This window comes from Flavobacterium notoginsengisoli (assembly GCF_014207905.1).
GTDB lineage: Bacteria > Bacteroidota > Bacteroidia > Flavobacteriales > Flavobacteriaceae > Flavobacterium > Flavobacterium notoginsengisoli_A.
In genome coordinates this window covers 241170-256534 of record NZ_JACHLB010000007.1, presented here as the reverse complement: position 1 = coordinate 256534, position 15365 = coordinate 241170, and the positions used below count along the sequence as shown (strand labels likewise).

The following is a 15365-nucleotide window of genomic DNA, read 5'->3' as shown; positions in this document are numbered from 1 at the left end:
TTAGTTATTTATTTGTTTTTAGTGGTTTTCTTTATAGTCAGGCAGGTTTCTTAAAAACTCATATTTTTCGTTTTCAAAATCCATTTGACAATAAAAATGGTTTAGTCCGTTTGTGACATTCAAAAACCGTGCCTGCATTGTCATATTATAACGTGCAATTTGATCAAAAGTTGCTTGAGAGATTCTAACTTCGGGTGCTTTGCACTCTACCAATATATGTATAGAGCCATCTGAGTTAAAAACGACAACATCATATCTCTTTCTTAATCCATTGACTTTTAAAACTTTCTCTACATTTATTAGAGATTTTGGATATTTTTTTTCGTAAATTAAGTAATGAACAACGTGCTGACGAACCCATTCTTCGGGAGTAAGAATTATAAATTTTTTTCTTATTTCATCAAAAATAGACACTTTATTTTCGCTATTTTTGAATCGAAAACTATAAGTTGGGAAGTTAAGTTTAAGCATAAAGCAAAAATATAAAATAGTTTCAGGTTTCAAGTTTAAAGTTTCAAGTTTTGAAACAGAGCTTGAAACTTTAAACTTGAAACAAAAAGATTAATGGACGAAGTTGTAAAAATCGTTAATGATATAAAAGCTGGAAATATTAAGCCGATTTATTTTTTAATGGGGGAAGAACCTTATTATATAGATAAATTATCTGAGTATATTGAACAAAATGTGTTAGCAGAAGAAGAGAAAGGATTTAATCAAACTGTTCTTTATGGTAGAGATGTTTCTGTAGATGAAATAGTTTCAACGGCTAAACGTTATCCAATGATGGCTGACCGTCAGGTTGTTATTGTTAAGGAAGCACAAGATTTATCAAGAACAATCGATAAGATTGAATCTTATGTAGATAATCCGATGGAAACTACCGTTTTAGTTTTTTGCTATAAATACAAAACTCTCGATAAACGTAAAAAAGTTACTAAATTATTAGCACAAAAAGGAATAGTTTACGAAAGCAAAAAACTGTATGAAAATCAGGTTGGTGACTGGATTAAGCGTGTTTTAGCTGGAAAGAAATATACCATAGATCCTAAAGCAAATGCAATGTTAGTTGAATTTTTGGGGACAGATTTGAGTAAAATCAATAACGAACTTGAAAAACTCCAGATTATTTTACCGCAAGGCACAATGATTACTGCAGAACATATTGAAGAGAATATCGGTTTTAGTAAAGATTATAATGTTTTCGAACTTAGAAAAGCAATTGGAGAACGTAATCAGTTGAAAGCGTATAAAATAGCAGAAAACTTTGCTCATAATCCTAAAGAATATCCACTTGTAATGACTACGGGTTTAGTATTCGGATTCTTTGTTCAACTTTTAAAATATCATGGATTAAAGGATAAAAATCCTAAAAATGTCGCTGCTGTACTTGGTGTAAATCCGTTTTTTCTAAAAGAATATGATTTAGCTATAAAAAATTACCCAATGAGAAAGGTAAGTCAGATTGTTGGAGCGTTGAGAGATATTGATGTAAAGAGTAAAGGTGTGGGAGCCAATGCTTTGCCGCAATCAGATTTACTAAAAGAAATGCTTTATAAAATATTTAATTAAGCCGTTAAAATTCACGATATTTGCCTTTCTAAAATTTTACTACTTAAAATAATTACACAATTATGGGAATGAATAAAAATACCATTTTAGGATGGGCTACTTTTATAATGGTACTTATGGGATTGTTACTTATCGCTTTGGGAATCTTCAGATACAGTGATGTTTCTGGCTGGGGATTTGGTGCTGTTGGTGTTGGTTTTTTTGCTAATGCATGGGTATTCAATGCATTGAAGGGAAGGGTTTAATTTAGATAAAATTTAAAATTATAATAATTTAATATAATAATATAAAAATGTCAGACGATAAGAAAGTAATTTTCTCAATGCAGAAATTGAGTAAAACCTATCAAGGAGCAGACAAACCAGTACTTAAAAATATTTATTTGAGTTTCTTTTATGGAGCAAAAATTGGTATTTTAGGTCTTAACGGTTCTGGAAAATCTTCACTTTTAAAAATTATTGCAGGAGTTGATAAAAATTATCAAGGTGATGTGGTTTTTCAACCTGGTTATACAGTTGGATATTTAGAGCAAGAGCCAATTCTTGACGATTCTAAAACTGTTATCGAAATTGTACGTGAAGGTGCAGCTGAAACTATGGCAGTTTTAGAAGAATATAATCAAATTAATGATTTATTTGGTCTTGAAGAAAATTACTCAGATCCAGATAAAATGGATAAGTTGATGGATCGCCAAGCAGCTTTACAAGATAAAATTGATGCTCTTGGTGCTTGGGAAATCGATACAAAATTAGAAATTGCGATGGATGCATTGCGTACTCCAGATGGTGATACGCCAATTAAAAACCTTTCTGGTGGAGAGCGTCGTCGTGTTGCTTTATGTCGTTTGTTGTTGCAACAGCCTGATGTATTGTTACTGGATGAGCCTACCAACCACCTTGATGCTGAGTCAGTTCTTTGGTTAGAACAGCACTTAGCACAATATGCAGGAACTGTAATTGCTGTAACGCACGACCGTTATTTCTTGGATAACGTTGCGGGATGGATTTTAGAATTGGATAGAGGAGAAGGTATTCCTTGGAAAGGAAATTATTCTTCTTGGTTGGATCAAAAATCGAATCGTTTAGCTCAAGAAGAAAAAGTTGCTTCGAAAAGAAGAAAAACTTTAGAGCGTGAGTTGGAGTGGGTTCGTCAAGGAGCAAAAGGTCGTCAGACAAAACAAAAAGCTCGTTTACAGAATTACGACAAATTATTGAACGAAGATCAAAAACAATTGGACGAGAAATTAGAGATCTACATTCCAAATGGTCCTCGTTTAGGAACAAATGTTATTGAAGCTAAAAATGTTGCCAAAGCATTTGGTGATAAATTATTGTATGACAATTTGAATTTTACTTTGCCACAAGCTGGTATTGTTGGAATTATTGGACCAAACGGTGCTGGTAAATCTACTATTTTCAAAATGATCATGGGTGAACAAGCTACTGATAGCGGTGAATTTACAGTTGGTGAAACAGTAAAAATTGCTTATGTAGATCAGTCTCACGCTAATATCGATCCTAACAAATCAATCTGGGAGAACTTTGCTGATGGTCAGGAATTGATTATGATGGGAGGAAAGCAAGTAAACTCAAGAGCTTATTTATCACGTTTCAACTTTGGTGGCGGCGAGCAGAACAAAAAAGTTTCAATGTTATCAGGTGGTGAGCGTAACCGTTTGCACTTGGCAATGACTTTAAAAGAAGAAGGAAACGTACTTTTACTGGATGAGCCTACGAATGATCTTGACGTAAATACACTTCGTGCATTGGAAGAAGGTTTAGAGAATTTTGCTGGTTGTGCGGTAATTATTTCTCACGACAGATGGTTCTTAGACAGAATCTGTACGCACATCTTAGCTTTCGAAGGGGATTCTGAAGTTTATTTCTTTGAAGGAAGTTTCACAGAATACGAGGAAAATAAAAGAAAACGTCTTGGTGGTGACTTAACTCCAAAACGTATTAAATACAGAAAATTGATTAGATAAGTTTAGTTAATTTACAATTTTAAAAATCCCAAATTCCAAATTTTATCGGAGTTTGGGATTTTTTATTCTATGAAGCTTTTTGCATTGTTTGTCATTTCTCCTTCGTAGAAATGGCAAGATTACGCTAAACTGGAATTTGGAATTTAAAAATTTGGAATTTTATAAAAACTTAGCTTTCAATTCTGGAGTAGGAATCATACAGCTTTCTTTTTTGCCGTACCAATTATATCTATTTTTTGCGACATAATCATAAATTCTGTCACTAATAAAAATAGGTACAATTCTAAAGATTAAAAGTAATTTCCAAAAACCACCAAAACTTTTTGCAATTTCGATAACAGCAGAAGATTTGTAAAAATAGGCTGTTCCAGGATTATATAAAATAATGCTGTCCATTTTTGAAAAACTAATTCCAAGGTGTTTGCAAATTTTAAGACCTAATTCTGATTGTAATGCTACAAATCTGAAGACATCTTTTTTGTCATGTTTGATAATAAACTGAACCGCGGAATCACAGAGGTTACAAACTCCATCAAAAAGAATTATTTTTTTATCTTTTGGAAGACTTTCCATCAAAAACGAGATTTTAAATTTAATATTTCAAGTTTTAATACATGCAAAATGTACTAAAATGAGCGAGAAAACCGGCTTATAGAGTATTTATTTGTATTATCTATTGAATTTTAATTTTTAATAAATTTAATATATTAAAATCGGCTTCTATAAATTGATTTTAATATGTTTTTAAAAATAACCGACCTCTTTTGTTGTTCGTTTTTTTATCGTTTCTTAAATCGCTTTATTTTAATTTTGACTATTTTTTAGTTTTTTTTTAGACTAAAAATTATATCTACGACTGAAAACTTTATTTTTTAACTGCTTCCACTAATTCCAATTCGTCCAAACTTACTTTCGAAGTAAAAATACCATAATTAACAGTTGCTTTATTTTTTTCTATCGAATCAATACTTCCAACAGATCTTCCATCAAGCATTCGTACTCGGTCGCCAACTTTTAAAATTGGTTTCGGTTTTTCGACAACAGGTTTTAGTTTTTTCTCTTTTTTCTCTTTTCGAATTTCTTCTACTTTTACTTGAACTTCAGCAATAATTTCTTTTTGCTTTTCGACTTTTGCTTTGACTTCTTTTGGACTCGCTTTTTTTCGTTTAGAATTTTCGATCTCAACAATTTTCAAAAATTCACCAATCAATTCTTTTTTGTTTTTGTTGTTGAAATATTTTTCAGCAATGTCATCAATTTTTTGTCCGATGTAAATTATTTTTTGGTTGCTGTCATATAATTCCTGATAGCTCTCTAATTTCTGTTGGATTCTAGTATTGATATTTTCCATCTTTTTACTTTCTTCGCGAGCACGTGTTTCTTCTTCTTTTAAATTCAAAGAAGTTTTTTCCAGTTTCGAACGCTCTTTCTGAAGAGTTGCAATCGTTTTGTCAAAACGAACTTTTCCAACTTCAATTTTCTTTTTCGCACGATTGATCAATCCAAACGGAATTCCATTTTTCTGAGCCACTTCAAAAGTAAACGAACTACCGGCTTGACCTAAAGCCAATTTGTACATTGGTTCAAGAGATTTTTCGTCGAACATCATATTCGCATTTGTGGCGTATGGCAATTCGTTTGCTAAAATTTTCAAATTAGAATAATGTGTTGTAATAATTCCGAAAGCTTCACGATGGTAAAATTCTTCTAAGAAAATTTCTGCCAAAGCTCCTCCCAATTCAGGATCAGAACCTGTACCAAATTCGTCAATTAAAAACATGGTTTTTTTATTACATTTCTTTAAAAAGTAATTCATGTTTTTTAAACGATATGAATATGTACTTAAATGATTTTCAATAGATTGATTGTCGCCAATATCAGTTAATATTCTGTCAAACAAGAAAGTCTCACTTCTTTCGTGAACCGGAATTAAGATTCCCGATTGCAACATCAATTGTAATAAACCAACTGTTTTTAAGGAAATAGTTTTTCCTCCAGCATTTGGTCCGGAAATTACAATAATTCTATTTTCTTGTTTTAACTCAATTGTTTGCGGATAAGTAACTTCCTTTTTTTGTTTATTATTCAAATACAAAATTGGATGATATGCTTCTCTAAAGAATAATCTTCTTTCTTCGGTAATTGTCGGTAAGATTGCATTAATTCGATTTGCATATTTTGCTTTACCAGCAACAACATCGATATCACTTAAAAAATCCTGATATTCAATTAATAAAGGAAGATAAGGACGAATTACATTTGATAAGTTTTTTAGAATTCTTGTAATTTCTTCCTTTTCTTCATATTCTAGATTTGCTAATTCACGAGAATATTTTAAAGTAGCTTCTGGTTCAATGTAGGCTATGCTTCCAGTTTTAGAACTTCCTAAAATAGACCCTTTTACCTTACGACGATACATTGCTAAAACCGCCAAAACTCTACGGTTTTGAACAAAGCTTTCTTTAATATCATCTAAATATCCTAAACTATTATATTGTGTTAATGCAGAACCAAAACTCTGATTCACTTTTCCGCGAACCAAATTCATATTCTGGCGAATGCCAGCGAGGGCGGGAGAAGCATTGTCTTTTATCTCTCCGTATTTATCTACAATAGCGTCAATTGCAGAAATAATATCTTTTGTCAATTCAACGCGAGAAGCTCTTGCATTAAGATTGGGATAATAATCGTCGAATTTTCTTAAGAAATTCAGTAAGACATTTGTGGTTGCTGAAAGATTGGCAATTTTTCTAAAACTACCTACTTCAAGGAAACTGTCCTCAATTGCCAGAAATTTAATTTCATGAGAAATCGCATCAAATCCGTGATTCGGAATTGCGTTATTATTTTGAAAAGAAGATACATATTCTGATGTCTGCATTAAAGACTGCATCAACTCTTCTTTGTCTCGGATTGGTTTTATTTGTAAAGCTTTTTCTTTTCCAATATCGGTGTTACATCCATCTGAAATGGTTTCGAGAACGGTTGGAAATTGTAAGTCTTGTAATGTTTTTTCGGTAATACTGATCATTTATTCTCTTTCTGAAAGTACAGACAAAAGTACGAAAACATTCATCAATTGTGAATTGTTAATTATTAATTATGAGTTAGAAGTTAGAAATTATGAGTTTTATTATTTGCTTTCATTTTTATTTCGACTTTTGACTTTTTGATTTTTAGTATTAATTCCTGAAATTCGCAAAAAAAAAAGTTATGGACGTAAAAATGCATTCTTCTTGGAAACCAGTTTTAAATGAAGAATTTGAAAAACCATATTTTAGTGAGTTGATTGATTTTGTGAAATCGGAATACGCTACAAAAGTATGTTATCCAAAAGGGAATCAGATCTTTTCAGCTTTTGATCATTGTCATTTTGATCAGGTTAAAGTGGTTATTATTGGGCAGGATCCTTACCATGGTCCAAACCAGGCTAACGGATTGTGTTTTTCTGTAAATGACGGAATTCCATTTCCACCTTCTTTATATAATATTTTTAAAGAAATAGAAACTGATTTAGGAAAACCGCTTCCGAAAACTGGAAACTTGGAACGTTGGGCAGATCAGGGAGTTTTTCTTTTAAATGCTACTTTAACAGTAAGGCAATCTGAAGCAGGAAGTCATCAAGGAAAAGGTTGGGAAAAATTTACGGATGCGGTGATAAAGCAAATTTCTGCTGAATCTGAAAATGTTGTTTTTTTACTTTGGGGTGGTTTTGCTCAAAAGAAAGCTTCTTTAATTGATGCATCAAAACATCATATCTTAAAATCTGGTCATCCATCTCCGTTAAGCGCAAATAGAGGTTTTTGGTTTGGAAATAAACATTTTAGTCAGACAAATGATTTTTTAAGATCGAAAGGATTGAAAGAAATTGAGTGGTGATTTTTTTTAAGTTACAAAGGTTCGGAGTTGCAAAGTGACAAAGGGAAAAACTTTGTGTTTTTTCTCAATTTTGTCATTTCGACTGAAAGGAGAAATCGCACTAGAAACTCTACAAAGATTGGATTTTACTTTGCGGAAATTCTAGTGCGATTTCTCCTTTCAGTCGAAATGACAGAAATATTATTTTTTTATAATTTCTTCTAAAACAGCTTTGTTTTCGTAATTCACCACTTTTAAAATAATTGGCTGATTTTTTACAGTTTTACCTTCAATAATATAAAGTTTTCCTTTTTGGAAAGGTACATTGCTTTGATCAAAATCAACATCTCCGTAAGTTAATGTGTTTTTAATATCTGCTGTATCAACCCATTTTTCATTTAAAGTTTGAATAGCTTTTTCAGAGTATTGAAATGGTTTTGTTCTAAGATTATTTAAGACTCTGGCATTTGGAAAATAATTACAACGAGTGTCTTTTCCGCTAAAAATAGCTGCTACAACAAAACATCCCATTACAAGACCAATCAAATAATATGCAAAACGGTGTACGAACTTCATGAAATAATTTTTTTGCAAAGGTACATTAAAGTTCCCTTAAAATACAAGTAAATTAATATCGTTATCAGGTAAATCGAACCAGTCGCCAATAGCTTTATTTGTTAAGATTCCGTGATAAAGATAAATTCCATTTTTTAGTCCTTTGTTGCATCGAATAGCACTTTCGATACCACCGTCTTCAGCTATCTGATGAAGATAAGGAGTTAGTATGTTACTAATTGATAATGAAGCAGTTTTAGAATATCTTGAAGGTATATTCGGTACACAATAGTGCAAAACATTACTTTTTATAAAGGTTGGTTTTTCGTGTGTTGTAACTTCAGAAGTTTCAAAGCAACCTCCAGTATCGATGCTGACATCAACAATTACGGCTCCTTTTTTCATATGTTCCACCATAGTTTCATTAACTACGATTGGGCATCTTTCTTTTCCACGCATCGCGCCAATAGCAACATCGCAACGTCTTAAAGCTTTTAGTAAACCTTTTTGTTGAATTGTTGAAGTGAAAATTCTTTGATTTAAATTATTCTGCAAACGGCGTAATTTTGTAATCGAATTATCAAAAACTTTTACGTTTGCACCTAAGCCAATGGCAGTTTTGGCAGCAAATTCACCAACAGTTCCTGCGCCTAAAATGACAACTTCGGTAGGAGGTACGCCAGTAATGTTTCCAAATAAAAGACCTTTTCCGAATTCATCCGTTATCATTAATTCGGCTGCAATTAAGATCGATGCAGTTCCGGCTATTTCGCTCAAAGATTTGACAGCAGGATAAGACCCGTCTTCATCCTTAATATATTCAAAAGCAAGTGCTGTAATTTTTTTTTGCGCTAAAGCTTCAAAGTATTCTTTCTTTTTTGTCTTTAGCTGAATAGCAGAAATAATAACCGTTTCAGGATTTATCATTTCTATTTCTGATAATGTTGGTGGTTCTACTTTTAGTAAAAAAGGACAGCCAAAAACTCTTTTCGCATCTTTTGTTATTTCCGCACCAGCATCTGCATATTCCTTGTCAGTGTAACTTGAACTTTCTCCAGCTCCAGACTCAATCATAACGCGATGTCCAGCATAGGTAAGTGAATTTACAGCATCGGGAGTTAGGCAAATACGACGTTCTTGGTAACTAGTTTCCTTAGGGATTCCTATAAAAAGTTCTCTTTTAAAACGACCCACCTCAAGTTTTTCTTCCTGCGGTATTAATTGTTGTTTTGTAAATGGAGTTAAGGTAATTGACATGGATTGCGCAAAAAATTAAAAGTACAAATTACGTAAAAAGATTTAAATTTAGTGCAAAAATTCTGCTAATACTGCAGAGTTAAATGTTAAGAAATTCTTCTTCTTGTAAAAAAGAGACATTTTTAAACTAAAGTTAATTGTCTTTTTCCGTCTGCTAATAATTCAATATTTATGGTAGAATGTTCTTCAGGAATTAAGTTAGCAATTTTTTCAGACCACTCAATAAAACACCAATTTCCAGAATATAAGTAATCATCAACACCCATATCAAGTGCTTCTGTTTCTTTATTTAATCTATAAAAATCAAAATGATAAACTATTTGATTGTCAAGTGTGTAGTATTCATTAACTAAAGAAAAGGTTGGACTACTTGTAGCGTCCTGAACTCCAAGAGTTTTGCAGAGTTGCTTGATTAAAGTAGTTTTTCCAACTCCCATTTCTCCATTAAACAAAATGATTTTTTTGGGATTTGTAGCAATAATTTGTTCTGCAACTTCTTTGATTTGATCTAATGAAAAAACGATGTTCATTTTGTGTTTGTTTAGTTTAGTTTCAATCACAGTTTTCAGTTATTGACTGCGACTGAAAACTGTGACTTAAAACTTTATTTAGGATTAAATACCAAAAACGGAATAATCATTTCTTCTAAAGAAATTCCGCCATGCTGATAAGTATTTTTGTAATAACTCACATAATGGTTGTAATTATTCACATAAGCTAAAAAGAAATCATTTTTTGCGAAAATGAACGAACTGCTCATATTTATTGCTGGAAGGCCAATTGTTTTTGGTTCTTTAACAACATAAACATCTTTTTGCTCGTATGTTAAACTACGACCGGTTTTGTAACGCAAATTTAAGCTTGTATTTTTGTCCCCCACAACTTTTGATGGATTTTTTACATTAATTGTTCCATGATCTGTCGTTAATATTAATTTAAATCCTAAAAGTTGTGCTTGTTGAATAATTTCTAATAAAGGAGAATTCTTAAACCAACTTAAAGTTAATGAACGATATGCTTTATCATCAGAAGCTAATTCTTTAACCACTTCCATTTCTGTTTTAGCGTGTGATAGCATATCTACGAAATTGTAAACTACAGTTACCAAGTCATTGCCTTTTAATGCTTTGAAGTTTTCTGCTAATTTTTTACCTCCAGAATAATTGGTGATTTTAAAATAATCTTCCTTAATATTTAATCCTAGTCTTTTTAGTTGAGCAGTCAGGAATTCAGCTTCGTAAAGGTTTTTTCCTCCGTCTTCAACGTCGTTTTTCCAATATTGGGGAAATTGTTTTTCCATTTCAGCAGGCATTAAACCTGAGAAAATTGAATTTCTTGCATATTGTGTAGCGGTTGGAAGAATAGAATAATAAGGAACTTCTTTTTCTAATTTGTAGTAATTTGCCACGACAGATTCAAAAGATTTCCATTGATCATATCTAAGGTTGTCAATTACCACAAAAAGAATAGGTTTGTCTTTCTTCTTAATTTCAGGTATAACTAACTCTTTAAATAAAGTGTTAGATTGTATAGGTTTATCTGCTTTTGGAGCAAACCAATCTTCGTAGTTTCGTTCTATAAACTTTCCGAATTGAGAATTGGCTTCTACTTTTTGAGATTCTAGAATTTCAATCATAGCCGTATCATTGATGTCTTCAAGTTTTAATTCCCAAAAAAGCAATTTTTTGTATAATTCAATCCAATCTTCATAAGAATTAACCATCGCTAATTCCATTGCAATTTTTCTAAACTCTTTCTGATAATCTAATGTTGTTTTTTCGGTAATCAATCTAGAATCATCTAGATTTTTTTTCAGACTTAATAAAATCTGATTTGGATTTACTGGTTTGATTAGATAATCAGCGATTTTAGAACCAATGGCTTCTTCCATAATGTATTCTTCTTCGCTTTTGGTAATCATAATCATTGGGATGGCAGATTTTTTTTCTTTCATTTCAGAAAGTGTTTCCAAACCGCTCATTCCGGGCATGTTTTCATCCAAAAAAACAATATCAAAGTTGTTTTCTTCAAACAATGCGATAGCATCAAGACCATTATTGGAGGTTGTAACTTCGTAATTCTTTTTTTCTAGAAATAATATGTGGGGCTTTAAAAGATCGATTTCATCATCGACCCAAAGTATTTTTATCTTATCCATAAATCAATTATAATTTTTACTGCAATTTAAAGTTATAGAACTTAAAAAGTATTAAAAATAGTATAAAGTTCTGAAAGTGTAGCTATGATTTTATTTTAAATTTTAACATTTTTTAGTCTATTTTATTGATAATCATCATAATTTCGACTTTCATTTTTAAATAAAAAACACCAATCTCTTTATACTTATTTACTTATATTTGTTGACCTAAAAAATATCGCAATAGTGACTCAGATTAACAAACTTAAAATATTCAACGATCCCATATATGGTTTTATTACGATTCCGAATGAGCTTGTTTACGATTTAATACAACACCCGTATTTTCAGCGTCTTCGTCGAATTTCACAAATGGGATTGTCATATTTAGTGTATCCAGGAGCAAATCATACCCGTTTTCATCATGCATTAGGATGTATGCATTTGATGAAAAAAGCAATTGATACGCTTCGTTTTAAAGATGTTGTGATTTCTGATGAAGAAGAAAACGCTTTACTGATTGCGATTTTGTTACATGACATTGGACATGGACCATTTTCTCATGCAATGGAAAAGAGTATTGTAGAAGATGTTCATCATGAAGCTATTTCGTTACTGTTTATGAACCAGCTTAACGAAGAGTTTGATGGGAAGTTAAGCTTGGCAATTCAAGTATTTAAAGGTGAATACCATAGGAAATTTATGTTGCAATTGATTTCAAGTCAATTGGATATGGACCGAATGGATTATCTAAAACGAGATAGTTTTTATACTGGAGTTGCAGAAGGAAATGTAAATTCTGAACGTTTGATTCAGATGATGAATGTTGAAAATGATGTTTTAGTTATTGAAGAAAAAGGAATTTATTCTGTAGAAAAATTTCTGCTTTCAAGAAGATTGATGTATTGGCAGGCTTATTTGCATAAAACGAGTTTAGTAGCAGAATTAATTTTGATGAAAGTTCTGAAAAGAGCAAAAGAATTAACTTTAAAAGGAGTTAAATTACCTTGCAGCGAGCCACTTTCGTATTTTATGCACAATAAGATAACGCTAGAAGATTTTGATGCTGAAAAACTGGATTTGTTCTCTCAGTTAGATGATTTTGATATTATAAGCGCTCTAAAAGCTTGGCAAAAACACAATGATTTTATACTTTCCACTTTAAGTAAAATGATCATTAACAGAGATTTATTGAAAATTAAATTAAGTGCAGAAAAAATTCCGGTAGAAGAGTCACAATCTTTAAAAGAAGAATTTGCAGAAGCGCATCATATCTCGGCAGTAGATGCGGGTTATTTTATTTTTAGAGGAAAAATTAAAAATCAGGCTTATAGCAAAGAAGCGGAACCTATTCGAATTTTGAAAAAAGATAAAACAATTGAAGATGTTGTTGAAGCTTCTGACCAGCTGAATTTGAAATCGTTATCTAAATTGGTGACAAAATATTACATCTGTTTTCCAAAACAACTTATCTAAAATTAACATTTAAAACCTATTTTTTATATTTTTGTCGCGATGAAATTTACAGCAGAACAAATAGCAGGAATTTTAGAAGGAGAAGTTGTTGGGAATCCCAATGCAGAAGTTTCTAAGCTTTCCAAAATCGAAGAAGGTGAAAATGGGTCGCTTACTTTTTTGGCTAATCCCAAGTATATCAATTATATATATAGTACAAAAGCTACTGTTACAATAGTTAATGATAGCTTTGTTCCTGAGCAAGAAATTACCACTACACTTATTAAAGTAGAAGATGCTTATGCGGCGTTTTCTAAACTTTTACATTTTTATAATCAAGTTAAATTAAACAAAACTGGTATAGAGCCTCAGTCGTTTATGTCTGAAGGAACTAAATATGGAGAAAATCTTTATTTAGGAAGTTTTAGCTATATTGGCCAAAATGTTGTTTTAGGAGATAATGTAAAAATTTATCCAAATAGCTTTATTGGTGACAATGTTGTTATAGGTGATAATGTATTCATTTTTGCTGGAGCAAAAATTTATTCAGAGACCGTTATCGGGAATAATTGTACAATTCATTCTGGTGTTATAATTGGTGCGGATGGTTTTGGGTTTGCTCCAAATGAAAATGGAGAATATAGTAAAGTACCACAAATTGGAAACGTTATCTTAGAAGATAATGTTGACGTTGGTGCGAATACAACAATTGACAGAGCAACTCTTGGTTCTACGATTATAAGAAAAGGAGTGAAATTAGACAATCAGATTCAGATTGCTCATAATGTAGAAATTGGAAAAAATACCGTGATAGCTGCTCAAAGTGGCGTTGCTGGTTCTACTAAAATTGGAGAAAACTGTATGATTGGAGGGCAAGTAGGTATCGCAGGTCATTTAATTATAGGTAATAATGTTAGACTTCAGGCACAGTCAGGAGTTGCTAGAAACATAAAGGATGATGAAGTTTTACAAGGAACTCCGTCACTTGGATATACTGATTTTAATAAATCGTACGTTCATTTTAAGAATCTGCCTAAAATTGTGGCCGAAGTTGAAGAATTAAAAAAACAAATAATAAACCCAAAAAATGGAAATAATGGTTAAACAGAAGACCATCAAGAATGAAATTTCACTAACAGGAGTTGGTTTACATACTGGAAAAGAAGTTACAATGACTTTTAAACCTGCACCCGTTAATAATGGTTTCACTTTTGTAAGAGTAGATTTGCAAGGTCAACCAGTCATTGAAGCTGACGCTAATTATGTTGTTAATACTCAAAGAGGTACTAATCTTGAGAAATTAGGAGTGAAAATTCAGACTCCAGAACACGTTTTAGCTGCAGTAGTTGGATGTGATTTGGATAATATTATTATTGAATTGAATGCCTCTGAACTTCCAATTATGGATGGTTCATCAAAATATTTTGTTGAAGCTATTGAAAAAGCAGGTATTGAAGAACAAGACGCTCAACGCAACGTTTATGTAGTAAAAGAAGTTATTTCATTTACTGACGAAGCTACAGGAAGTGAAATTCTTGTTATGCCAAGTGATGAATATCAAGTTACAACAATGGTAGATTTTGGTACAAAGGTTTTAGGTACACAAAATGCTACTCTTAAAAGTTTAGCAGATTTTAAATCTGAAATTGCAAGTTCTAGAACTTTTAGTTTTCTTCATGAGTTAGAGTCTTTGTTGGAACATGGTCTAATTAAAGGTGGAGATTTAAATAATGCAATTGTTTATGTAGATAAAGAAATCTCTGAATCTACAATGGAGAATTTAAAGAAAGCATTTGGTAAAGATGAAATTTCTGTAAAACCAAATGGTGTTTTAGACAACCTAACATTACACTATCCAAATGAAGCTGCAAGACACAAATTACTTGATGTAATTGGAGATTTATCTTTAATTGGTGTTAGAATTCAAGGAAAAATTATTGCTAATAAACCAGGTCACTTTGTAAATACTCAATTTGCTAAGAAACTGGCTAAAATTATCAAAATAGAACAGAGAAATCATGTTCCTACTTATGATTTACATCAAGAACCATTGATGGATATTCATAAAATTATGGCAATGCTTCCTCACAGACCTCCATTTTTGTTAATTGATAGAATTATCGAAATGTCTGATCGTCATGTGGTTGGATTGAAAAATGTTACTATGAATGAGAATTTCTTTGTAGGACACTTTCCAGAAGCTCCAGTTATGCCGGGTGTATTAATTGTAGAAGCAATGGCACAAACAGGAGGAATTTTAGTTTTAAGCACTGTTCCAGATCCTGAAAATTATTTGACTTACTTTATGAAAATTGATAATGTTAAATTCAAGCATAAAGTATTGCCAGGTGATACTCTAATATTTAAATGTGAGTTAATTTCTCCTATCAGAAGAGGAATTTGTCATATGCAGGCAAATGCCTATGCAAACGGTAAATTAGTAACTGAAGCAGAATTAATGGCACAAATAGCAAGAAAACAATAATAATTTATCAAAATTATTGTTTAGGTTTGTTGCCTCAAATCGAAATATTTTAATTAAAAATATAA

14 protein-coding genes are annotated in these 15365 nt (G+C 31.6%); 7 read left to right on the top strand and 7 right to left on the bottom strand.

Features of this window, described 5'->3' with window-relative positions; translation table 11 throughout:
* Positions 1 to 18: 18 nt before the first annotated feature.
* Positions 19 to 471: a type I restriction enzyme HsdR N-terminal domain-containing protein gene (locus tag HNP35_RS20310; RefSeq protein WP_184166600.1), complete on the bottom strand. Its 453-nt coding sequence runs from the start codon at positions 469 to 471 to the stop codon at positions 19 to 21.
* Between the two features lie 93 nt (positions 472 to 564).
* On the opposite strand from HNP35_RS20310, the gene holA reads away from it, so the two are divergent.
* From holA to ettA, 3 genes are all read left to right on the top strand, one after another.
* Positions 565 to 1569, top strand: a complete 1005-nt coding sequence (gene holA / locus HNP35_RS20305; protein ID WP_184165914.1) for a DNA polymerase III subunit delta — start codon at positions 565 to 567, stop codon at positions 1567 to 1569.
* 62 nt (positions 1570 to 1631) lie between these two features.
* Positions 1632 to 1814 carry a CAL67264 family membrane protein gene (locus HNP35_RS20300; RefSeq protein ID WP_184165917.1) on the top strand — a complete coding sequence of 61 codons (183 nt, stop codon included), beginning with the start codon at positions 1632 to 1634 and terminating at the stop codon, positions 1812 to 1814.
* Between the two features lie 47 nt (positions 1815 to 1861).
* Positions 1862 to 3553 (top strand): energy-dependent translational throttle protein EttA, encoded by a 1692-nt coding sequence (ettA, locus tag HNP35_RS20295; protein WP_184165920.1) that lies wholly within the window; start codon positions 1862 to 1864, stop codon positions 3551 to 3553.
* A 159-nt stretch (positions 3554 to 3712) separates the two neighbouring features.
* Here the strand turns inward: ettA and HNP35_RS20290 are convergent, their stop codons facing one another.
* Entirely contained in the window at positions 3713 to 4126 is a 414-nt protein-coding gene (locus HNP35_RS20290; RefSeq protein WP_184165923.1) for a thiol-disulfide oxidoreductase DCC family protein, read from the bottom strand.
* A 292-nt stretch (positions 4127 to 4418) separates the two neighbouring features.
* The gene (locus HNP35_RS20285; protein WP_184165926.1) at positions 4419 to 6584 is read right to left on the bottom strand and encodes an endonuclease MutS2; all 2166 of its coding nucleotides are present in this window, start codon (positions 6582 to 6584) and stop codon (positions 4419 to 4421) included.
* Between the two features lie 182 nt (positions 6585 to 6766).
* Between HNP35_RS20285 and HNP35_RS20280 the strand changes: the two genes are divergently transcribed.
* Positions 6767 to 7432, top strand: a complete 666-nt coding sequence (locus HNP35_RS20280) for a uracil-DNA glycosylase (protein WP_184165928.1) — start codon at positions 6767 to 6769, stop codon at positions 7430 to 7432.
* 180 nt (positions 7433 to 7612) lie between these two features.
* Here the strand turns inward: HNP35_RS20280 and HNP35_RS20275 are convergent, their stop codons facing one another.
* The 4 genes from HNP35_RS20275 to HNP35_RS20260 form a co-directional block, all read right to left on the bottom strand.
* Entirely contained in the window at positions 7613 to 7987 is a 375-nt protein-coding gene (locus HNP35_RS20275) for a DUF4258 domain-containing protein (protein ID WP_184165931.1), read from the bottom strand.
* A gap of 36 nt (positions 7988 to 8023) precedes the next feature.
* Positions 8024 to 9223, bottom strand: coding sequence for an alanine dehydrogenase (locus HNP35_RS20270; RefSeq protein ID WP_184165934.1), 1200 nt, complete (start codon positions 9221 to 9223; stop codon positions 8024 to 8026).
* 122 nt (positions 9224 to 9345) lie between these two features.
* Positions 9346 to 9753: a tRNA (adenosine(37)-N6)-threonylcarbamoyltransferase complex ATPase subunit type 1 TsaE gene (gene tsaE, locus HNP35_RS20265; RefSeq protein ID WP_184165942.1), complete on the bottom strand. Its 408-nt coding sequence runs from the start codon at positions 9751 to 9753 to the stop codon at positions 9346 to 9348.
* 74 nt (positions 9754 to 9827) lie between these two features.
* A complete protein-coding gene (locus HNP35_RS20260) occupies positions 9828 to 11381 on the bottom strand; it encodes a bifunctional response regulator/alkaline phosphatase family protein (RefSeq protein ID WP_184165945.1) in 1554 nt (517 codons plus the stop codon).
* A 225-nt stretch (positions 11382 to 11606) separates the two neighbouring features.
* Here HNP35_RS20260 and HNP35_RS20255 point away from each other — a divergent pair, with 225 nt between their 5' ends.
* Genes HNP35_RS20255 through HNP35_RS20245 form a run of 3 tightly spaced genes read left to right on the top strand, consistent with a single transcriptional unit; the run spans position 11607 to position 15300 of the window.
* Positions 11607 to 12836 (top strand): HD domain-containing protein, encoded by a 1230-nt coding sequence (locus HNP35_RS20255; protein ID WP_184165948.1) that lies wholly within the window; start codon positions 11607 to 11609, stop codon positions 12834 to 12836.
* Positions 12837 to 12875: 39 nt separating this feature from the next.
* On the top strand, positions 12876 to 13919 hold the full coding sequence (gene lpxD / locus HNP35_RS20250) for a UDP-3-O-(3-hydroxymyristoyl)glucosamine N-acyltransferase (RefSeq protein ID WP_184165951.1): 1044 nt from the start codon (positions 12876 to 12878) through the stop codon (positions 13917 to 13919).
* Positions 13912 to 15300, top strand: a complete 1389-nt coding sequence (locus HNP35_RS20245) for a bifunctional UDP-3-O-[3-hydroxymyristoyl] N-acetylglucosamine deacetylase/3-hydroxyacyl-ACP dehydratase (protein ID WP_184165954.1) — start codon at positions 13912 to 13914, stop codon at positions 15298 to 15300. The genes lpxD and HNP35_RS20245 overlap by 8 nt, the downstream gene beginning before the upstream one ends.
* Positions 15301 to 15365: the final 65 nt, after the last annotated feature.